Consider the following 20,879-nt stretch of genomic DNA (forward strand, 5'->3'; position numbering starts at 1 on the left):
GAGGTACCGCTCGGCCAAGATCGTCGCGTGGTGACGCTCGTGGCCGGCGATGATGAACGCCAGCGAGCGGACCGAATACGGATTGTCGTTCGCCCTGCCACGCCGCGCCAGCTCCTCCGCGTCCAGGCCCGCGAACAACGCCACCGTGGCCGCGCGCACCGCCCTGAACTCCGCCACCAGATCGCTCAGCCGGCGACCGGCGAACTTGGCGCGGGCCACGTACTCGTTCTCGTCGAAGCCGGGGAGGGTGATCGTCTCGCCCCGGGCGAAACACAGCGCACGGTACCCGAAGATCCGCTCGGTGTCGGCCACGTGCCCGAAGACTTCCTTGACGCTCCACTTCCCGTCGGCGTAGCGGAAGTCCGCATCGCGGTCGCCGACCGTGCCCGCCAGCGCCGCGGTGTCGCCGATCTGCCGCTCCAGCAGCTCGAGGACGGCGCCTTCCGGGACCTGCTCGATGTACCGCGCATAGTAGGGAGCGTATTCGTCGGCTGCGGGCCGCGCGATGGGGACTCCGGTCATCGGTCGCTCCTTGGAGTGTGGAATCCGGTCGGCGGCACTTTCCTGCGCGCCGAGCACCTTGACCATGCAGACCGAGGTGGACGCGCACAGCTCGCGGTACTCAAGCGTCCCGTGAATCGCATCCGGGGCGTCGCCGCGCGGGATCGACCGGTAGCCGAGCTTCCCGAAGAACCGCTCGGCCGTCGTGGTCAACAGGTACAGCTGCACGACGCCCATGCCCCGCGCGTGCGCCTCGAGTGCGCGCGTCAGCTCGATCCCCAGTCCGCGCCCGCGCCGGGAGGATGCGACCGCCAGCGAGCGCAACAGGCCCACGCCGCCGAACGGCTCGAGGCCGATCACCCCCAGCAGCGCGGCACCGCGCTTCGCCAGGAGGTAGTGCGCCAACATCGGGGTCGTGACGTCGTCGTGGGGAAGCCGGGCGGCTTCCAGCAACTCGACGACCGCCGGGAGGTCGGCCGGGAGCGCGGGGGTGACAGTGAAGTCCATGGATCGATGCAAGATATCCGGACGCCGGTCCCCGCGCGTCGCGGGCGCCAAGTCGCCGGCGGCTGAGCTAGCGCGCCCCGGGGGCAGGTCCTCCCTCGCCAGCCGGCAGCCCGCGGGCGATCTTGTCGAGCCGCTCCGAGACCACCCGGTTGAGGAAGTCCTGGCCGCTGGCCAGTTGCTCCACCTGGACGGATAGAGAGTCGACCACCTGCTCGAGCCGCTCGGCGCGCGCATCGAGGGGCACCGGCGTCGGCTCGCGACCCTCCAGCCGCTTCAGGCGACGGCCCGCTCGCCACAGCGTGACGCCCAGCGCGACGTTGGCCGTGGCAGAGATCCCGAACAGGAAGACCAGGGCGACCAAGGTCTCGTTCATGGATGTTGCTCCCGCTGCAAGCTGGAGTGCCGTGGGCCGATGACATGAGTCTACGCGGAGCACGGCTGTGGCGTTTCAATCACCCGAGCGGCTTGATGAGCTTCACGATGTCCGCGCCGTAGCCCAGCCGCCCGTAGAAGGCGCGGGCGCGCGCGTTCGCGTCGAACACGTGCAGGCTGAGCAGGCGGTAACCGCGCCCCCGCGCCCACTCCTCCGCTGCCCCCATCAGCGCCTGCCCGACGCCACGGCCCTGCGCCCGCGGTGCCACGACGACGTCGCTGACGTGGCCGTGCTCCTCGCCCGTGAAGAAGTCCTTCGCGCCGTGCAGGTGGATGAAGCCGAGCCGCTCGCCGGCCGCGCCCTCGGCCACCAGGACCTCGGCGCCGGGAGCGGCGCCCGCGAGCGCGCCGTCGATCGAGGCCACCACGGCCCGGTCCATCACCTCGCGCGGCCGGTACGGCGGAGGCCCGAAGTCGTGGAGGTGCGGCGCGTGGTCCAGGATCCACTCCCGGTCCGCGTGCGTCGCCGGGCGGATGGTGACTGGCGCGGTGCTCATCGGCGTGCGTTGACAATGCCGAGGTCCGCGCCGGTGCACAACCGGACGGCCTTCCGGCCGTCGCCCGCCCCGGGCTACCTTCCGATCCATGAACACGATCCGCATGCTCGCACCCGTCGCCGCCCTGGCGCTCGCCGCTTCCGCGCTGCCGGCGCAGACCGCCCCCGCGACTCACTCGCGGTACGCCGCGGCGATCCTGAACGACATCCGCTATCTGGCCTCCGATTCGCTGGACGGCCGGCTCACCGGCTCCCCGCAGAACGACGCCGCGGCGGCCTACCTCGCCCGCCGGCTCCGCCGCCTGGGCCTCAAGCCCGGCGGCGACAGCGGCACGTTCCTCCAGCACTGGACCGTGAACCCGACCAGCGCCACCCGCGAGGCCGGCGTGGCCGGCCGCGCCACGGAGAACGTGGTCGCGATCCTGCCGGGCTCCGACCGCGGGCTGGCCGGGCAGGACGTCGTGATCGGCGCCCACTTCGACCACCTGGGCAACGGACCGTTCGGCTCGAACGCCCACGGCGACTCGGTGCACCTGATCCACCACGGCGCCGACGACAACGGCTCGGGCACGGCGGCGGTGCTCGAGATCGCGCGCATCCTGGTCGCGGCGCGGCCGCACCCCCACCGGACGATCGTCTTCGTGCTGTTCAGCGGCGAGGAGGAGGGGGCGCTGGGCTCGGCCTGGTACGCGGACCATCCCGACGTCCCGATGGACTCGACCCTCGCCATGCTCAACCTCGACATGGTCGGCCGGATGCGCGAGAACCGGCTGCTGGTGCTCGGCGTGCTGTCCGCGAAGGAGTGGCAGGGTCTGCTCGACTCGGTGGACGCGCCCTATCACCTCGACGTCCATGCCTCGGGCACGGGCTGGGGCCCGTCGGACCAGAACTCGTTCTACGCCAAGCAGCGGCCGGTGCTGCACTTCTTCACCGACCTCCACGCGGACTACCACGCGCCGGCCGACACCTGGGACAAGATCAACGCCGACGGCATCGAGACCGTGGCGCACCTGGTCGCGGACCTGGCGCTGCGCCTGGCCGCGCGGCCCGGCTCGCTCAGCTTCGTCAACGCGCCGCCGCCCGTGATGGCGAGCGGCCAGCGCGCCTACCTCGGCACCATTCCCGACATGACCAGCGAGCCCGGCGGCGTGAAGCTCTCCGGGGTCACCGCCGGCAGCCCCGCCGACAGCGCCGGGCTCAAGGCGGGCGACGTCATCACCGCCATCGGCGCGGACACGGTCGCGAGCCTCTCCGACATGCAGAATGCGCTGGTCAAGCACCACCCGGGCGACCCGGTGGCCATCCGGGTCCGCCGGGGCGACCAGACGGTCACGCTCAACGCCACGTTGGGCCGGCGGTAGCGGCGAGCGCGGGGACGGCCCGCCGGCCGCGCCGGTGAGCGCCGCTCCGGGCGAGCGCGAGGGACGGCTCACCGGCGCGGGCGTCGAGTTGTTCGCGCGGTGGGTCGGCGACGGGGGGCCGACGGTGATCGCGCTCCACGGCGGCCCTGGGGCGTCGCACGACTACCTCCGGCCGCAGTTCGACCTCCTGGCCCGTGGCCGCACGATCCTCTACTACGACCAGCGCGGCGGCGGCCGTTCCACCGTGCCGCGCGAAGTGCCGCTCGGCTGGCGCGAGCACGTCGCCGACCTCGCCTCGGTCGCCGCGGCCGCCGGCCCCCCGGCCACGCTCCTCGGCTTCTCGTGGGGCGGCCTGCTCGCCCTGCTGTTCGCGATGGAGCATCCGGAGCTGGTGGCCCGCCTGGCGCTGGTCGCGCCCGCCGGCACGCACGGCGAGGTCCGGAGCCGGTTCGAAGCGGTCCTCGCCGAGCGGCAGGCCGCACCCGAGATCGCGGCGGCGCGCGCCGCGCTGTCGCGCTCGGGGCTGCGCGAGCGCGATCCCGATGCCTTCTGGCGGCGGGCCTTCGAGTTGTCGGTGGCCGGGTACTTCAAGGATCCCGCTCGCGCGCGCAGCCTCACGCCGTTCCGCGTCGCCGCGCGCTCCCAGCAGGCCGTCTGGGAGAGCCTCGTGGGTGTGGACCTGAGGCCCCGGCTGCCCGGCATCGCCGCCCAGACCCTGATCCTCCACGGACGCTACGATCCGGTGCCGCTCGAGTCCTCCGAGACGCTCGCCCGCCTGATGCCCCGGGCGCAGCTCGTGGTCTTCGAGGACTCGGGGCACGCGCTCTACGCCGAGGAGACCAAGCGCTTCGTGGAGGTCCTCGACCCCTTCCTGCCGCGGGCACCGTGACGACGGCGCGACCGTATCCGTGGGCCGCCGTGGTCGAGGCCCTGGGCGAGGCGCGTCTCGAAGAGATCCGCACCTCGCTCGCCGCCCGTGGCGTCGATCCGGCGGACCGCGACGGGTTCGTGCTGGACGCGGGCGTGGGACGCGTGCTGCGCGAGCTGGTTCCCGCCGACGCCCCCGCCGAGGCGGTGACGTCGTACGCGGCGCTGCTGCACGCATTGTACGGGCACTGGATCGCCGGCCGACCCGTGCGTGTCCTCGACCGCGAGCGGCTGCGAGCGACCCTCGCGGCGCCGGGCGCGCCTCCACCACCACCGGCCGGCACGGTCTACCTCCAGCTGCCCGAGCGTCTGCTCTGGGCGGCACCGGCGCCCGGCGTGGCCCACGAGCCGCTCGACGGTGTCTTCGTCGTCGCCTCGCCGGGGCGGATCCGGGTGCTCGCGGTGCTGGGGTTTCGGCCCGAGCGCGAAGGCTTCACCACCGTCGAGGCCGAGGCCGCGACGCCCCCGCCCGGCGCTCCGCTCCGCGACGACGGCACGCCGCCCTTCGCGACGGTCCTGCCTGGCGGCGAGCGGATGGGCTTCTTGTCCGTCACCAGCCAGGCCGAGCTGGTGGCGCTGGCGCTGCTCGCCCTCGCCGAGGGCGGGCGTTAGAATCCGGCAGATGGACAAGCACGCCGCCGCGCGCCTCCTCGAGACCATCGCATCGTACCAGGAGTTGAAGGGCGAGAACCCCTTCAAGGTGCGCGCCTTCGCGAATGCCGCCCGCACCGTGGAGTCGTTCCCGGGCGATCTCGACGCGGCTCTCGAGTCCGGCGAGCTGGCCGCCACCAAGGGCATCGGCCCCGCGACGCTGGAGGTGGTGCGCGAGTTCGCGGCCGGCGGGCGCTCGACCCTGCTGGACGCGCTCCGCCACGAGGTCCCCGACGGGCTGGTCGAGATGATGAAGATCGCCGGGCTCGGCGTCACCAAGATCCAGGCGCTGCACGAGCAGCTCAGGATCTCCACCGTCGCCGAGCTCGAGCTGGCCGCCCGGAACGGCCGGCTCGCCGCGCTGCCGCGCTTCGGCGAGAAGACCGCCGGGAAGATCCTGCGGGGCATCGAGTTCCTCCGGCGCACCAGCGACTACCGGCTCTCGCACGACGCGGCGCGCGCCGCCGAGCGGCTGCGGGAGACGCTGGCCGCACTGCCGGCCGCAGAGCGGGTCGAGATCGCCGGCAGCGTGCGCCGCCGCGCCGAGGTGAGCCGCGACCTCGACTTCGCCCTCGCGTCCCGGGCCGGTGCGAGCGACCTCCAGGCGCAGCTCGCGGCGATGGCGGCCGTCTCCGAGGTGACCGCGGCCGGCGACGGGGCTTTCCGCCTGCGGCTCGACGACGGGAGCCGTGCCGACGTGTACGCGGCCCCGCCGGAGCGCTTCGGACACTGCCTCGCGTGGGCGACCGGCGGCGCGGTCCATCTCGAGAAGCTCGCGACCCGCGCGGTGGCCGGGGGATGCCGTGTCGGCGCCGATGGTCTCTTCCGCGGCGGCGAGCCGGTGCCCTGTCCGGACGAGCGCGCCTTCTACGCGGCGCTCGCTCTGCCCTGGATCCCCCCGGAGCTGCGGGAGGGTGGAGACGAGATCGACCGCGCGGCGTCGGGCACGCTGCCCCGGCTGCTCGAGCGCGACGACCTGCGCGGGCTCCTCCATTGCCACAGCGTGTATAGTGACGGAGCCAACACCGTCGCCGACCTGGCCGGGGCTGCCCGCGCCGCGGGTTACCGCTACCTCGGCCTCACCGACCATTCGGCGGCCGCCGCGTACGCCGGCGGCCTGCGCGAGGAGGCGGTCGCGCGGCAGCATGCCGAGATCGACGCGCTGAATCGCGGCTGGGACGACTTCCGGGTGCTCAAGGGGATCGAGGCCGACATCCTCGCCGACGGCGCACTCGACTACGGGGAGGACCTCCTCGATCGGTTCGACTTCGTGATCGGATCGGTGCACTCGCGCATGGAGCAGAACCGCGCGACGATGACCGAGCGCGTGCTGCGCGCGATGGACGACCCGCACCTGACCATCCTCGGGCACCCGACCGGGCGGCTGCTGCTGGGGCGCGATCCGTATCCCCTCGACCTGGATGCGGTGATCGCCCGCGCGGCCGAACGCCGGGTGGCGATCGAGATCAACGGCGATCCCCAGCGGCTGGACCTCGACTGGCGGCGGTGCCGCGAGGCGCGCACGGCGGGCGTGGCCATCGCCATCGGCGCCGACGCACACAGCCTGGCGGGCCTCGACAACGTGGCCTTCGGCGTCGGCGTCGCGCGCAAGGGCTGGCTGGAGGCGCGTGACGTGCTCAATACGCTGGACGCGGATGCATTCCTGGCGCGCGCCCGCGCGCGCCGCCAGCCGTGAAGCGGCGGGGAGGACGCATGGCCACGAGACCCGGGAAGCCCAGGAAGCCGGCGCGCGGCCGCGCGCGCACCGCGGCTCGTCCGAGCCGGACCCCACGGGGCAAGCAGCCGGCGCGCGGCTCCGGCGCCCGTTCCGCCGCCGGGAAGGCCGCGGGCCGCGGGAAGCCGGCGCGGGGACGCCCGGTGCCGCCGGCGGCGGAGCGCATCGGCCAGATCATCGCCCGCCTGCAGCGCCGCTATCCCGACGCCCGCTGCTCGCTCGACCACCGTGACCCGCTGGAGCTGCTGGTCGCGACGATCCTCTCGGCCCAGTGCACGGACGCGCGCGTCAACCTGGTGACCCGGGACCTGTTCCGGAAGTACCGGACGGCGGGCGACTACGCGATCACCGACCCCGCGGTGTTCGAGGCCGAGATCCGCAGCACCGGCTTCTTCCGCAACAAGACGAAGAGCGTGATCGGGATGGCGCAGGGCCTCGTCGAGCGCTTCGATGGCCAGGTGCCGGACACGATGGACGACCTGACCTCGCTGCCGGGCGTGGGACGGAAGACGGCGAACGTGGTGCTCGGCAACGCCTTCGGGAAGGACGAAGGCGTGGTGGTGGACACCCACGTGGCGCGCATCTCGCAGCTCCTCGGCCTGACCAAGGAGGCGGATCCCGTGAAGATCGAGCAGGACCTGATGCGTGTCGTGCCCAAGCGGTCGTGGACCCTCTTCCCGCACCTGCTCATCCACCACGGGCGGGCCGTGTGCATCGCGCGGCGGCCGAGGTGCGGCGAGTGCCCCGTCGCCGACCTCTGCCCTTCGGCGGAGGTGTAGCGTGCCGCCGCAGCCGGGCGACGCGCTCCTCGACAAGCTCCGCGACCGGGACGCGGTCGTCCGGTGCCAGGCCGCCCGCGAGATCGGCGGCGCGCGGCTCCGGGCCGGCGTGCGGGAGCTGATCCAGGTCCTGGTTGACGACAGCTCCGCGCCCGTGCGGCGCGCCGCCGCCGAGGCGCTGGGCAAGATCGGCGACGCCACGGCCCGGGGACCCCTCGAGCGCGCCCTCCGTGCCGAGCGCGAGGACGCCGTCAAGAGCGCCATCGCCGCGGCGCTTGCCCACCTGGGCGCGGCGAGCGGCGACTACCCGGGCATCCTGCCGGTGAGCGAGGAATGACCCGGCCCCCCGCGCACGAGGCCGAGTACGCCGAGCTGGTCGCCACCCGGCGCGACCTGCACGCACACCCGGAGCTCGCCTTCCAGGAGCGCCGCACGTCGGCGCTGGTGGCTGAGCGGCTGCGCGCACTGGGCTACACGGTGAAGACCGGACAGGGCCGGACCGGCGTGGTCGGCGTGCTGCGCGGCGGCGCGACGGTCGCCCGCACCGAGCGCAAGGTGCTGCTGCGGGCCGACATGGATGCGCTGCCGATCCACGAGGCCAGCGAGGTGGCCTACCGCTCGACCGTGCCCGGCGTGATGCACGCCTGCGGACACGACGGCCACGTCGCCATCGGCCTGGGCGTCGCCCAGCGACTCGCCGCCTCGCGCGCCGAGTGGCGGGGGACGGTGAAGCTCGTCTTCCAGCCCGCGGAAGAGTCCGGCAACGGCGCGCAAGCGATGATCGACGACGGCGTGCTCGAGGCCCCCGCGGTGGACGCCGCCTTCGGCCTCCACCTGATCAGCCACCTGCCGACGGGCACCGTCGCCGCCACGGCCGGGGCCATCATGGGCTCGGTGGACAACTTCACCGTCCGCATCCGGGGCAAGGGTGGTCACGCGGCGATGCCGCACAACGCCGTGGACCCCGTCCTCGCCGCCGCGCACGTCGTCACGGCCCTGCAGTCGCTGGTGAGCCGGGGCGCCGATCCCTTCGACCAGCTGGTGGTGAGCGTCACGCGCGTCGCCGCCGGCACGACCTCCAACGTGATCCCCGAGGAGGCGGAGCTCGAAGGCACCGTCCGCTGCCTCGGCGGCCCGCTGTACGCGGAGGTGCCGGACCGGTTCAGCGCCCTGGTCAAGAGCGTCGCCGGCGCGCTCGGCTGTACCGCCACGGTGGCCTATGCACGCCAGACGCCGCCGGTCGTCAACGACGCCGCGATGACGGAGCTCGTCGCCGGCGTCGCCGGCGAAATCGTGGGCGAGAAGAACGTCCTGAAGGGCGAGCGCATGCTCGGCGGCGAGGACTTCGCCTTCTTCCTCCAACGCCTGCCCGGCTGCTTCGCCTGGGTCGGCTGCGGCAATCCCGTGAAGGGCTACGACGCGCCGCACCACAGCCCGCGCTTCGACATCGACGAGGAGGCGCTGATCATCGGCGTCGATCTGCTCGAGCGGGTGGCGCGGGAGTACCTGCGCTGAACCGTCTCGCCGGGGAGCCGTCGGCCTACCTCGCATCCGCCGCTCACCAGCCCGTCCACTGGCGTCCCTGGGGCGAGGAGGCGTTCCTCGCCGCCCGCGCGGAGGACAAGCCCATCCTGCTCGACGTGGGCGCCGTGTGGTGCCACTGGTGCCACGTGATGGACCGGGAATCGTACGAGGATCCCGGCCTCGCGAGCTTCCTGAACGCGAACTTCGTCTGCATCAAGGTCGACCGCGACGAGCGGCCCGACGTGGACGCCCGCTACCAGCGGGCCGTCCAGGCCCTGACCGGCCAGGGCGGGTGGCCGCTCACGGCGCTCCTGACGCCCGACGGCGACGTGTTCTACGGGGGAACCTACTTCCCGCCCGACGACCGGCTCGGCCGCCAGTCGTTCCGCAAGGTCCTCGAGCGCGTGACGGAGGTGTTTCACGCCCAGCGCGACCGCGTGGCGGGCAGCGGGCGCGAGGTGACGGACCACGTCTCCCGCCTGCTGCTCGAGACGCAGCAGGGCGAGCTGTCCCCCGCGCTGCTCGAGAAGGGCGCCGCGCAGATGGCCCGGCTGTTCGACCCGAGCCACGGCGGCTTCGGCGGCCAGCCCAAGTTCCCGCATCCGGCAGCCGTCGAGTTCCTGCTGGCCCGCTGGTGGGACACGGGCGAGGAGCGGTGGCGCGACATCGCGGAGAAGACGCTGACCGGCATGGCCTCGGGCGGCGTGTACGACCAGATCGGCGGCGGATTCCATCGCTACTCGGTCGATGCGCGCTGGATCGTCCCGCACTTCGAGAAGATGTCGTACGACAACGCGGAGCTGCTCAAGGCGTACCTGCACGCCCACGCCGCCCGCGCCAATCCGCTGTTCCGCAGCGTCGCCGAAGGCATCGTGGACTGGTGCGTCGAGGTCCTGGCCGACCGGGAGCGCGGCGGCTTCGGCGCCTCCCAGGACGCCGACGTCGGGCTCGACGACGACGGCGACTACTTCACCTGGACGGAGGACGAGGCGCGCGCCGCGCTGAGCACGGAGGAGTGGGACGTGGCGCGCCGGCGGTGGGACATCGACGCCGCAGGCGAGATGCAGCACGACCCGCGCCGGAACGTGTTGTGGGTCGCCAGGAGCGAGCCCGCCATCGCCGCCGAGCTCGGACTCGATGCGGTCGAGGTCGCCGAGCGGCTGACCCGCGCCCGCGCGAGGCTCCGCGCCGCCCGCGCGCACCGCACCGCGCCCGCCACCGACCGCGCCGTCTACGTCGGGTGGAACGCGATGCTGGCCGAGGCGTTCCTCGAGGCTTCCGCCGTCCTCGTCCGGCCCGACTGCGCCCGGTTCGCGCTTCGGACGCTCGAGCGGCTGTGGACGGACGCGCTGTCGCCCGAAGGCGGACTGTGGCACCGGGCGGACCGGGCCGGCGGTCCCTTCCTCCTCGACGACCAGGTGCAGGCCGCCTCGGCGGCGCTGGCCGCCTACCAGCATACCGGCTCGGCGGAGTGGCTCGACCGCGCCCGCAGCCTGGCGGAGTTCGTCCTCCGGCGGTTCGCCGACCAGGGCGGCGGGTTCGTGGACGCCGTCGCGCACGCGGGCGTCGGCCTCCTCGCGCATCCCGCCAAGACCATCCAGGATGCCCCTACGCCTGCCTCCAACGCGGTTGCGGCCCTGGTCCTCCTCAGGCTCGCGGCGATCACCGAGGAATCCCGCTACGCCGCCGATGCCGAGCGCGCCCTCGCCGCGTTCGCGGGTTCGGCCGACGCCGGTCTGTTCGTGGCCACCTATCTGATCGCCGTGGACTTCCTGCTCCATCAGCCGTGCCGAATAGTAGTTGCTGATACTACTACTCCTGACTCGGACCTCACGCCGATCGCCCTCGCCGCCTATCGGCCGAGGAAGGTCGTCGTGCGGGCGGCGGCCAGCCCGGTGGCCGGCATGGCCCCTCCGGTGGCGCTCGTCTGCGCCGGCACGGCCTGCGCGGCGCCGGTCACCGACGGGCCCGCGCTGCGCCGGACGCTGGAGACTTTCGGGCGGGCGGGGTAGGATTACCGGATGCTCGACGACATTCGTCGGAAGCTCTCCGACGAGGTGCAGCGGCTCAATCACGAGCTGGCGGTGACGCTGCCCGAGACGCTCAAGCGGGCGCTGCAGATGGGCGACCTGCGCGAGAACGGCGACTACCACGCCGCGCTCGAGCGGCAGGGCTTCATCCAGGCGCGGCTGACGCATCTCCGGTCGCGGCTGGCGAAGCTGTCGCAGATCGACGTGACGAAGATCCCGGTGGACCGGGTGGGGCTCGGCTCCCGGGTGGTGGTCCTGGATACCGCCACCAAGGAGCGGGCGACCTACGAGCTCGTGGTGTCCGACGCGATCGACTTCGACGGCGACGGCGGCGCCAACCAGATCTCGGTGGCGTCACCCCTGGGCCGCGGGCTGCTGGAGCACAAGGTGGGGGACGTGGCCGTGATCCTGCTGCCGAACGGTCCCCGGAAACTCAAGGTGGTCGAGCTGACGACCTTCCACCAGCAGCTGGCCGACGCCAAGGAGGAGACGCAGCAGTGAAGAAACAGGCGGTGTTCGAGACGGCGCGCGGCCGGATCGTGGCCGAGCTGTTTTCGAAGGACGCTCCGGGCACGGTGGCCAACTTCGAGAAGCTGGCCAACAGCGGGTTCTACGACGGGACGCGGTTTCACCGGGTGATCGACAACTTCGTGGCGCAGGGCGGCGACCCGCTCTCGAAGGACGCGAACAACCCGCGGGTCGGTACCGGCGGGCCCGGCTACACCATCAAGTGCGAGACGAAGGGCAATCCGCACAAGCATGTCGCGGGGGCGCTGTCGATGGCGCACGCCGGAAAGGACACCGGCGGCTCGCAGTTCTTCATCGCGCACACGAGCCTGGGCCACCTGGACGGGGTGCACACCGTGTTCGGCCAGGTGGAGACGGGGATGGACGTGGTGCTCAAGATCCGGCAGGGCGACGTGGTGAGCAGCATCCGAGTGGCGGACGCGTGAACGTCCATCTGGCGCTGGTGTGCGACCACGCCATCATCGATCAGCACGGCAAGCTCTCGGTGCTGGGGATCTTCGACCGCATCTGGGTCGAGCGCTTTCCGGCCATCCACCCGAGGCTCCACCTCGTATTGCGGCTCAAGGGCCGCCGCACGGAGATCGGCGACCACTCGGTGCTGATCCAGCTGGTGGACGCGCACGGGCAGGAGATTCTCCGTGGCGAGGGCAACGTCGCGATCGGCGAGCCCCCGGCCGGCGTCGTGGAAATCGAGGCGGCGGCCGTGCTCGCCTTCGACGTGCCGCTCGAGAAGCCCGGGGTCTTCACCTTCGAGATCGCGGTGGACGGGGCGCACGCCGCGTCGGTGCCGGTCACCGTGCTCCAGATGCAGGCGCCCGCGCATCCGGCCCCGCCACAGCCCCCGCTGCCGCCCGCGCCCCCGACGATCAACTAGCGCCGGGTCGGCCGCGCCGCGGCCCGCCGCGCCCTCACGTCCGGCCCGAACGCCGGTTATTCCTTCAGGCGAGGTCGCTCACATCGCCACCGGGCTACCACCTCTCACCTCCGGCTTCCCATGAACCGCTCCGACGCCCTCGCCCTGATGCACGAGTTCACGGCCTCCGACGCGCTCCGCAAGCACATGTACGCAGTGGAGGCGGCGATGCGGGCCTACGCGAAGCAGTGCGGTGAGGACGAGGAGACGTGGGCGGTGGTGGGCCTGCTCCACGACTTCGACTACGAGCGGTTCCCGAACGCCAATCGCAGCGCCACGGAGGAGCATCCGTCCGAGGGCTCGAAGATCCTGGCTGCCAAGGGGTACCCCGAGCCGCTGCGACGCGCGATCCTGGGCCACGCATCCTATACGGGGGTGCCGCGCGACACGCGGCTCGCCAAGACGCTGTACGCCGTGGACGAGCTGTGCGGCTTCCTGGTGGCGTGCGCCCTGGTGCGCCCGAGCCGGAGCCTCGCCGATCTCGAGGTGCCGTCGGTGAAGAAGAAGCTCAAGGACAAGGCGTTCGCCCGGAACGTGAACCGGGACGAGATCCGCGAAGGCGCCGAGGAGCTGGGCGTGCCGCTCGACGACCACATCCGGTTCGTGATCGAGGCCCTGCGGCCGGTGGAGCGCGACCTGGGGCTCGGCTCCGCCGGGTGACCACCCTGCCAACGCCGTCCGAGTTCCCTGCGTAATACAGCGGTGGAGCCCGACGCCGCGCTCGCGGCGCAGGCCGCGACGGGCGATCGGGCAGCGTTCGGCGCACTGGTCCAACGCCACCAGGCGGCGGTCCGGCGGCTGACGCGCGCGGTGACGGGCGACGTCCACGACGCCGACGACGCCGCCCAGGACGCGTTCCTGTCGGCGCTGGACCGGATCGAGACCTACGATCCGTCGCGGCCGTTCGGCCCCTGGCTGATGCGGATCGCGACCAACGCGTCGATCGACCTGGTGCGGAGACGGGCGGTGCGGCGGGCCGACACGCTCGACGAGAGGGCCCCCGCCCGCGGATTGTCGCCGGCGTCCCACGCCGAGGCCGCCGAGATCCGGCAGCGGCTGGACGTGGCGCTGGGAGCGCTGCCGGAGCGACAGCGGGTCGCCGTGACGCTGTTCGACGTGGAGGGGTACTCGCACGCGGAGATCGCGGCCGCCCTGGAGATCCCGGAAGGCACGGTACGGTCGGACGTGTTTCATGCGCGCCGCGCGTTGCGGGTCGCGCTCGAGCCGTACGGCCCGGGCAGGCGGGTGGAGGAACGATGAACGACCTCTTGAAGCGGTTGCTCACGCCTGACGACGACGGAAGCGCGTTCACCGACGCGGTGCTGCTCCGGGCGGCCGGGGCCCTGCACCGGCGGCGGACGGCGCCACAGGTGGTGGGCGTGGGCCTGGCGTGGACCTGGCTCGAGGCCTGGGCGCGCCCGTGGCTCATCGTCGCCATCATCGGCCTGGCGCTCGCCATCGCCCTGCCCCGGTTGCGGTTGGGCGCGCCGGCGAGCGCGGCGGAGCCGAGCCTCACGGCGGACCTGATGGGCGCCAGCACGGGGACGGCATTCGTCCTCGCTGAAACCGTGGGAAACTAGGACGGCGGGATGTTCAACAAGTCGAAGGCCTGGGCGGTCACGTTGCTGGCGGCGGTGGCGGTGGTCGGGATCGCCGCCGGTGCCCTGGCCAACGACTGGTACGCGGCGCGGCACGGCTGCAGCCCCGACCGCGGCACCTACTCCGGCTACCTGGCCGGGGAGCTGAAGCTCGGCCACGGCCAGCACGACACCGTGGTCGCGATCCTGCGCCGGCACCGCCCCGAGATGCGCGCGATCATGCAGGCCGTGCGGCCCCGGCTCGATTCGGTGCGCGCCAAGGTCGCCGACGAGATCCGGACCATCCTCACTCCCGCGCAGCGGGAGGCGTACCAGCGGCTGCTGGACCGCGACCGGGCCGAGCGCGCCCGGGCCGACAGTGCGGCGGCCGCGCAAGCCACGAACCCATGATGAAAGCACTCACGACAGCTGTGACGCTGGCGGCCGCCGTTCTGCTCGCCGGCGCCGCCCGAGCCCAACAGCCCACGCCGCCTCAGCCGCCACCGACCGCTCCGCCTCAGGCGCCGGCGCCACCGCCCGCGGTGATGACCGGGCCGCAGCCGGCGGCTTCGGTGGCGCGCGTCACGCTGGAGCAGGCCCTCCAGCTCGGCCGGCAGTACAACCCCTCGCAGGTGCAGGCGCAGCAGAACCTGCGCATCGCCAACATGGGGGTCACCCAGGCCTGGGGCGCGTACCTGCCGACCGTCACCGGCACCGGCACCGCGGCGCGCAACAGCCCCCAGCGGGTCAACCAGTTCGGCGCGGCGCAGGTCAACCCGATTACCGACAACTCGTCGTTCAGCCTCAACGCGAGCCTCAACCTGTTCACGGGCTTCCAGCGCGGCGCGAACCAGCGGGCGGCGAACGCCACCCGGGACCTGAACCAGGCCGCCCTGCTCCAGCAGGACTACGCGACCGACCTCAACACCAAGCAGGCGTTCTTCAACGCGCTCTCGACCCAGGAGCTGGTGGGCGTCGCGCAGGCGAACCTCGCCCGCTCCGACCAGCAGCTCAAGCTGACGACGGAGAAGCTGCGGCTCGGCGCGACGACCCGCTCCGATTCGCTCCAGGCGAGCGTGGACTACGGCAACGCCGAGGTGCAGCTGATCCAGGCGCGGGCCAACGCCCTCACCGCGCAGGCCACCCTGGCCCGCGCGATCGGCGCGGAGGGGATGGTGGCGGCGGTGCCGGATACGGCGCTGGAGGTGCGGCTCACCAGTTTGGACACCGCGGCCCTGCGGGGCGACGCCGAGGCGCACGCGCCGTCGGTCGTGCAGGCGCAGGCGGGCGTGGCCGCGGCCCGGGCGACCCTCACCGCGAACCGGGCCCTGTATTACCCGACGCTGAGCCTCGGGGCCCGGGAAACCTGGACCGGCTCGCAGCTCCCGCTGGCCCAGGCCCCGCTGCAACGGAACATCGTGCCGGACTCCGTGATTCCGTCGAAGCCCGATACCTTCTACGTCCGGGGGCCGAGGTACACCGGGACCTGGAACGTCAGCCTGGCGCTCTCCGTTCCGATCTTCAACGGCTTCCAGCGCGAAGCCAGCATCGTCAACGCCGACGCGAACTTCCAGGCCTCCCAGGCCAAGCTCCGCGACGCGCGGCTCGGCCTCGACGCCAGCCTCACGCAGGAGTTGACCGCCCTCGACGCCGCGGCCGCCCAGATCGACGTGGCGCGTACCACCGTCGCGGCGGCGCAGGAGGCGCTGCGGATGCAGCGCGAGCGCTACCGGCTCGGCGCCTCGACCATCGTGGACCTGCTCACCGCGGAAACCACCCTCAACCAGGCCGAGACCGGCCTGGTGCAGGCCCGGTACAACTACCTCATCGCCCGGGCGACACTCGAGGCCCTGGTGGGACACGGCCTGTGACCGCGGCCGCCGAGCTGGTCCGGTCGTCGGACCCGACGGCCGCCGACGGCCCGATCATCAAGACCGAGCGCCTGACGCGGGACTACGTCCTGGGCTCGGAGACGATCAAGGCGCTCCGGGGCGTGGACCTCGAGATCCACCGCAACGAGTTCGTGGCGGTCATGGGGCCGTCGGGCTCCGGCAAGTCCACGCTGATGAACGTGATCGGCTGCCTCGACACGCCGACCGCCGGGGAGTACTGGCTCAACGGCCAGCGCGTCTCGGATCTCGGCGACAGCGAGCTGGCCCGGATCCGCAACAAGGAAATCGGCTTCGTCTTCCAGACCTTCAACCTGCTCCCGCGGGCCAGCGCGCTGCACAACGTTGAGCTGCCCCTGATCTACGCGGGCGTCCCCTCCAGGGAGCGCCGCGAGCGCGCCGCCCAGTCCCTGGAGGCCGTGGGCCTCGGGGACCGCAAGGACCACCGTCCGGCCGAGCTGTCCGGCGGGCAGCGCCAGCGCGTCGCGGTCGCCCGCGCGTTGATCAACCACCCCAGCATCCTCCTCGCCGACGAGCCGACGGGCAACCTCGACTCGAAGACAGGCGAGGAGATCATGCAGCTGTTCGAGCAGCTGTGGTCGCGGGGCCAGACCATCATCCTGGTCACGCACGAACACGACATCGCCGCCCACGCGAGACGCCAGATCCACATCCTCGACGGCGTCATCGACCGGGACACGGCAGTGGAAGGTCGGATTCGATGAATGCGCTGCGCCCAGGCCTGGCCCTCGCCGCCGTCGCGGCCGTGGCGGCCTGCCGGAAACCCCAGCCCGTGCTGCTGTACGAGCCCCAGGCCGTCGCCCGGCGGGACATCGTCGTGTCGGCGGAGGCCAACGGCTCCATCCAGCCGATCCAGATCGTGGACGTGAAGTCGCGGGCGTCCGGCCAGATCCTCGAGATGCGGGTCGAGACCGGGGACATGGTGCATCGCGGCGACACGCTGGTGAAGGTGGACCGGCGCGACCCGACGACCGCGTTCAACCAGGCCCAGGCCGATCTCGAGGTCGCGCAGGCGCAGGCCGCCAACGCGGCCGCGCAGAAGCGGCGCGCCGACCAGATGTTCGCCTCCGGCGTGCTGAGCGAGCAGGACCACGACAACGCCAACCTGGCCGACGCCAATGCGCGGGCCCAGCTGGTGCGCGCGCAGGCCGGCCTGCAGAGCGCCCAGGACGCGCTGACCGACTGCAACGTGCTCGCGTCCATCGACGGCACCATCCTGACCAAGAAGGTCGAGGCCGGCGCCGTCATCACCTCCGCCGTGCACGACGTCTCCGGCGGCACCGTCCTGCTCCAGATGGCGGACCTCGGCACGGTCGAGGTGCAGGCGCTGGTGGACGAGACGGACATCGGCAAGGTGCAGCCCGGAATGCCGGTGACGATCACGGTGGACGCCTATCCCAACCGGCCGTTCCAGGGCACGGTGCTGAAGATCGAGCCGCAATCCACGGTCTCGCAGAACGTCACGATGTTCGCGGTGCAGGTGAACATCCCCAACCACGAGGGGCTGCTGCGGCCGGGCATGAACGCCGAGGTGGCGGTGCAGATCGGCCAGCGGCAGAACGTGCTGGCGATTCCGACCGCCGCGCTGCGCACCCAGCGCGATGTGGGCTCCGCCGCGCAGGTGCTGGGGATCGATTCGAAGGACGTCGACCGCCAGCTCGCGGTCCAGGACTCGCTGGCCCGCGCCAATCCGGAGGCCGTGGCCGCCGCCGCACCGGCCCGCGGCACCGGGCGCGCCAGCGAGGGCGGCAGCGTGCCCGAGCCGGGCGCCAGCGCGCCGGCGCGCGGCGCCGACCCCGCGTCGCGGGTCGGCGGCCCGCCCGTCGCCGGGGCGCCCGCCGGGGAGCGTCCGCAAGTGCAGCTGCCGGAGGGGGTCACGCAGGAGCAGGTGCGGGCCATCTTCCGCAAGCAGTTCAGCGGCGAGCAGCTCACCCCCCAGGAGCAGGCGATCCGCCAGCAGGTGATGCGGCAGTTCCAGAGCCGCATGGGCGGCGCCTCCGGTGCCGGCGACGGCCAGGCCCGCCGCCGCTTCGGCGAGGGCCAGGCCTACCAGTTCGGCGGCAGCTACATCGTATTCGCGCTGCGGGGCGGGCGGCCGACGCCGGTGCGGGTCCGCACCGGCCTGACCGACATGGACTACAGCGAGGTCGTCGCCGGCCTGGGCGAGAAGGACACCGTGCTGCTGTTGCCGTCGGCGTCGCTGGTCCAGCAGCAGGCGGAGATGCGCGACCGGCTGTCCCGGTTCACCGCCGTGCCGGGAATGCAACAGCAGCAGCAGACGCGGTCGGCCGCCCCCACGGCGACGCCGTCCACCTCGCGGACCCAGAGCGCGACCCCGTCGCGCCCCGGCCCGCCGCCCGGGGGGCCGTAGCCGTGCTGTTTCTCGAGATCTGGAAGGTCGCCCTCTCGGCGATCCGGGCCAACAAGCTGCGGTCGTTCCTGACGATGCTGGGCATCATCATCGGCGTGGGCGCCGTGATCACGATGATCGCCCTCGGCTCCGGAGCGCAGAAGGCGGTGCAGGACAACATCTCGGCGCTGGGCACCAACCTGCTCAGCGTGATGCCGGGGCAGCAGTTCATGCACGGCGTGGCCAGCGACCAGCGGGTCGGGCTGACCGTGGACGACGCGACGGAGATCCAGAACGGCGCCCGGCACCTCGTGGCCGTGATGCCCGAGATCAACCGCTCGTTCCAGGTCAAGTACCGGAACCTGAACGCGAACATCCAGGTGACCGGGACCACCCCGTCCTACTTCCCCGCCCGGAACTACGTGGTCACCGCGGGCCGCGTGTTCACGGCCGGCGACGACGAGGCCCGGCGCCGGGTGGCCGTCATCGGCTCGGCGGTCGGGGACGACTTCGGCCAGAACGGCGCGGCGATGATCGGCCAGACGGTCGAGATCCGGGGGATCACCTTCGAGATCGTCGGGCTGCTGGGCTCGAAGGGGGCGCAGCAGGGCTGGATGAATCCCGACGAGCAGCTCTTCATCCCGCTTTCGACCGCGCGGTATCGCCTGATGGGCACCGACCGCGTGCGCAGCATCACCGTGAAGGTGGACGACGCCCGGAACACCAGCGTGGCGATGATCTCGCTGGAGCAGGCGCTGCGGCGGAAGCACAAGATCCAGCCGTCGGCCCCCAACGACTTCCAGATCCGCAACCAGGCGGACCTGGCGCAGACCCTGAGCCAGACGTCGCAGACCTTCTCGGCGCTGCTGGCCGGCATCGCGCTCGTCTCGCTGCTGGTGGGCGGGATCGGCATCATGAACATCATGCTCGTGTCCGTCACCGAGCGGACCCGCGAGATCGGCGTGCGCAAGGCGCTCGGCGCGACCCGCGGCGCGATCCTGTTCCAGTTCCTGGTCGAAGCCCTGGTGTTGTGCCTGGTGGGCGGTGCGATCGGAGTCGTGATCGGCGGCGGCGGCGCCATCGCGCTGAGCCGGATCTTCCACTGGAACACCCTCATCTCGCCGTTCTCGATCGTGCTGGCGTTCCTGTTCAGCTTCACCGTCGGGGTCGTTTTCGGCGTGTGGCCGGCGCGGCGGGCGTCGCTGATGGATCCGATCATCGCGCTCAGGTACGAATAGCCGGGCGAGCCGGCCCTCCCGGTCACTGCCTCGCCGGACCATGCCCGAGTAGATTCTCCGGGCCGTGCTCCCGACCCTCGCGCTGCTGGCCCTGATTCAACTCCCCGACTCCGGCCCCGTCTTCGACGGCCGGCAGCACCAGTTGCACGTCCGGATCCCGCGCGTCGACACCACCGTGGTGGTGGACGGCGTGCTGGACGAGCCGGTCTGGCAGCGCGCGGCGCGCCTGGTGGGCTTCTCGGAGTACCAGCCGGTGGACTCGCGGCCCGCCGAGGAGCCCACCGAGGTGCTGGTGTGGTACTCGCCGACCGCGATCTACTTCGGTATCCGCGCCCGCGAGGTCCACGGCGACCTGGTCCACGCCACCCACGCCGACCGGGACAACATCGACGCCGACGACTACGTCCAGATCCTCCTCGACACCTACAACGACCGGCGGCGCGCCTTCCTGTTCGGGGTGAACCCGTTCGGCGTGCAGCAGGACGGCGTGCGCATCGACGCCTATGCCGGCGGCGCGGGCGGCACGTCCGGCGGCACCAGCATCAGCGCGCTGAACGTCCTCAACGGCAACGTGGACCTGAACCCCGACTTCATCTTCCAGTCTCGCGGGCGCCTCGTGCCCGGCGGGTACGACGTCGAGATCCGCATCCCGTTCAAGAGCCTGCGCTACGCCGGCGGCAAGGTGCAGTCGTGGGGCCTCAACGTGCTGCGCCGGGTGCAGCACTCGGGCTACCAGGATTCCTGGGCGCCGGCCATCCGGGCGAGCGCCAGCTTCATCAACCAGTCCGGCTGGATCGACAGCCTGACGGACCTCCGGCGCGGCCTGGTGCTGGACCTCACGCCGGTCGTGACGGACCGCATCAACGGCGACACGACGGGCGGCGGCTACCGGTACCAGACCGGCCGCGCCGGCGCGGGCGAGATCCAGCTGGGCCTCGACGCCCACTACGGCGTCACGCCCAACCTCTCGCTCGACGGCACGGTCAAGCCGGACTTCTCGCAGGTGGAGGCCGACGTCGGGCAGGTCACGCTGAACCAGCGATTCGCGCTCTTCTATCCGGAGAAGCGGCCCTTCTTCCTCGACGGCCTCGAGCTTTTGGACAGCCCGAACCAGCTGATCTACACGCGCCGCATCGTGAGCCCGGACGCGGGCGCCAAGCTGGCGGGCAAGGTGGGTCCCTGGACCATCGCCACGATCGTGTCGTCCGACTCGACGTCGGAATCCGCCACGGGCAGCCACCCGCTGTTCGGCATCACGCGGCTGCGCTACGACCTCGGTCCGACGTCGAACCTCGGCTTCGTGGGCACCACCAAGGAGGACGGCGGCCAGTTCTCGCGCCTCCTGGACCTCGACGCCCACATCGTGCACAACCGCATCTACTTCATCGAGCTGCAGGGCGTCGCGACCTGGACGCACGAC

General features: G+C 72.3%; 23 protein-coding genes. 20 read left to right on the plus strand and 3 right to left on the minus strand.

The genetic code is table 11. From position 1 onward, the window contains the following. The 3 genes from arsN2 to VMF70_10920 all read right to left on the minus strand — a co-directional run. Positions 1-1,008 (minus strand): arsenic resistance N-acetyltransferase ArsN2 (arsN2, locus tag VMF70_10910; GenBank protein HTT68530.1); only part of this gene is annotated, 1,008 nt, incomplete at its 3' end. A gap of 67 nt (positions 1,009-1,075) precedes the next feature. Beyond that, the gene (locus tag VMF70_10915) at positions 1,076-1,381 is read right to left on the minus strand and encodes a hypothetical protein (protein ID HTT68531.1); all 306 of its coding nucleotides are present in this window, start codon (positions 1,379-1,381) and stop codon (positions 1,076-1,078) included. A gap of 79 nt (positions 1,382-1,460) precedes the next feature. After that, positions 1,461-1,937: a GNAT family N-acetyltransferase gene (locus tag VMF70_10920; GenBank protein ID HTT68532.1), complete on the minus strand. Its 477-nt coding sequence runs from the start codon at positions 1,935-1,937 to the stop codon at positions 1,461-1,463. 88 nt (positions 1,938-2,025) lie between these two features. On the opposite strand from VMF70_10920, the gene VMF70_10925 reads away from it, so the two are divergent. The 20 genes from VMF70_10925 to VMF70_11020 form a co-directional block, all read left to right on the plus strand. After that, positions 2,026-3,297: a M20/M25/M40 family metallo-hydrolase gene (locus VMF70_10925; protein HTT68533.1), complete on the plus strand. Its 1,272-nt coding sequence runs from the start codon at positions 2,026-2,028 to the stop codon at positions 3,295-3,297. A 34-nt stretch (positions 3,298-3,331) separates the two neighbouring features. After that, positions 3,332-4,186 (plus strand): alpha/beta hydrolase, encoded by an 855-nt coding sequence (locus tag VMF70_10930; protein ID HTT68534.1) that lies wholly within the window; start codon positions 3,332-3,334, stop codon positions 4,184-4,186. Then, a complete protein-coding gene (locus VMF70_10935) occupies positions 4,183-4,836 on the plus strand; it encodes a hypothetical protein (protein HTT68535.1) in 654 nt (217 codons plus the stop codon). The genes VMF70_10930 and VMF70_10935 overlap by 4 nt, the downstream gene beginning before the upstream one ends. A gap of 10 nt (positions 4,837-4,846) precedes the next feature. Next, on the plus strand, positions 4,847-6,571 hold the full coding sequence (gene polX, locus VMF70_10940; GenBank protein HTT68536.1) for a DNA polymerase/3'-5' exonuclease PolX: 1,725 nt from the start codon (positions 4,847-4,849) through the stop codon (positions 6,569-6,571). A 17-nt stretch (positions 6,572-6,588) separates the two neighbouring features. Next, positions 6,589-7,389 (plus strand): endonuclease III, encoded by an 801-nt coding sequence (gene nth / locus VMF70_10945; GenBank protein HTT68537.1) that lies wholly within the window; start codon positions 6,589-6,591, stop codon positions 7,387-7,389. Position 7,390: 1 nt separating this feature from the next. Next, on the plus strand, positions 7,391-7,726 hold the full coding sequence (locus VMF70_10950) for a HEAT repeat domain-containing protein (GenBank protein HTT68538.1): 336 nt from the start codon (positions 7,391-7,393) through the stop codon (positions 7,724-7,726). After that, the gene (locus tag VMF70_10955; GenBank protein HTT68539.1) at positions 7,723-8,904 is read left to right on the plus strand and encodes an amidohydrolase; all 1,182 of its coding nucleotides are present in this window, start codon (positions 7,723-7,725) and stop codon (positions 8,902-8,904) included. The genes VMF70_10950 and VMF70_10955 overlap by 4 nt, the downstream gene beginning before the upstream one ends. Further along, a complete protein-coding gene (locus VMF70_10960) occupies positions 8,901-10,925 on the plus strand; it encodes a thioredoxin domain-containing protein (protein ID HTT68540.1) in 2,025 nt (674 codons plus the stop codon). The genes VMF70_10955 and VMF70_10960 overlap by 4 nt, the downstream gene beginning before the upstream one ends. Before the next feature lie 9 nt (positions 10,926-10,934). After that, positions 10,935-11,444: a GreA/GreB family elongation factor gene (locus VMF70_10965; GenBank protein ID HTT68541.1), complete on the plus strand. Its 510-nt coding sequence runs from the start codon at positions 10,935-10,937 to the stop codon at positions 11,442-11,444. Next, complete coding sequence (locus VMF70_10970) at positions 11,441-11,896, plus strand: peptidylprolyl isomerase (GenBank protein HTT68542.1); 456 nt, start codon at positions 11,441-11,443, stop codon at positions 11,894-11,896. Before VMF70_10965 ends, VMF70_10970 begins: the two co-directional genes overlap by 4 nt. Continuing rightward, positions 11,893-12,345 (plus strand): hypothetical protein, encoded by a 453-nt coding sequence (locus VMF70_10975; GenBank protein ID HTT68543.1) that lies wholly within the window; start codon positions 11,893-11,895, stop codon positions 12,343-12,345. The genes VMF70_10970 and VMF70_10975 overlap by 4 nt, the downstream gene beginning before the upstream one ends. Before the next feature lie 120 nt (positions 12,346-12,465). Continuing rightward, positions 12,466-13,044, plus strand: coding sequence for an HD domain-containing protein (locus tag VMF70_10980; GenBank protein ID HTT68544.1), 579 nt, complete (start codon positions 12,466-12,468; stop codon positions 13,042-13,044). Between the two features lie 42 nt (positions 13,045-13,086). Continuing rightward, positions 13,087-13,644: a sigma-70 family RNA polymerase sigma factor gene (locus VMF70_10985; GenBank protein HTT68545.1), complete on the plus strand. Its 558-nt coding sequence runs from the start codon at positions 13,087-13,089 to the stop codon at positions 13,642-13,644. Continuing rightward, entirely contained in the window at positions 13,641-13,964 is a 324-nt protein-coding gene (locus tag VMF70_10990) for a hypothetical protein (protein HTT68546.1), read from the plus strand. The genes VMF70_10985 and VMF70_10990 overlap by 4 nt, the downstream gene beginning before the upstream one ends. A 9-nt stretch (positions 13,965-13,973) precedes the next feature. Next, positions 13,974-14,372: a hypothetical protein gene (locus VMF70_10995; protein ID HTT68547.1), complete on the plus strand. Its 399-nt coding sequence runs from the start codon at positions 13,974-13,976 to the stop codon at positions 14,370-14,372. Positions 14,373-14,533: 161 nt separating this feature from the next. Next, entirely contained in the window at positions 14,534-15,832 is a 1,299-nt protein-coding gene (locus tag VMF70_11000; GenBank protein ID HTT68548.1) for a TolC family protein, read from the plus strand. Next, the gene (locus VMF70_11005; protein ID HTT68549.1) at positions 15,829-16,575 is read left to right on the plus strand and encodes an ABC transporter ATP-binding protein; all 747 of its coding nucleotides are present in this window, start codon (positions 15,829-15,831) and stop codon (positions 16,573-16,575) included. Before VMF70_11000 ends, VMF70_11005 begins: the two co-directional genes overlap by 4 nt. Further along, entirely contained in the window at positions 16,572-18,242 is a 1,671-nt protein-coding gene (locus VMF70_11010; GenBank protein HTT68550.1) for an efflux RND transporter periplasmic adaptor subunit, read from the plus strand. The genes VMF70_11005 and VMF70_11010 overlap by 4 nt, the downstream gene beginning before the upstream one ends. Positions 18,243-18,244: 2 nt before the next feature. Next, positions 18,245-19,459 (plus strand): ABC transporter permease, encoded by a 1,215-nt coding sequence (locus VMF70_11015; protein ID HTT68551.1) that lies wholly within the window; start codon positions 18,245-18,247, stop codon positions 19,457-19,459. A gap of 64 nt (positions 19,460-19,523) precedes the next feature. Next, positions 19,524-20,879 (plus strand): DUF5916 domain-containing protein (locus VMF70_11020; GenBank protein HTT68552.1); only part of this gene is annotated, 1,356 nt, incomplete at its 3' end.

This window comes from Gemmatimonadales bacterium (assembly GCA_035502185.1).
Lineage (GTDB): Bacteria > Gemmatimonadota > Gemmatimonadetes > Gemmatimonadales > JACORV01 > Fen-1245.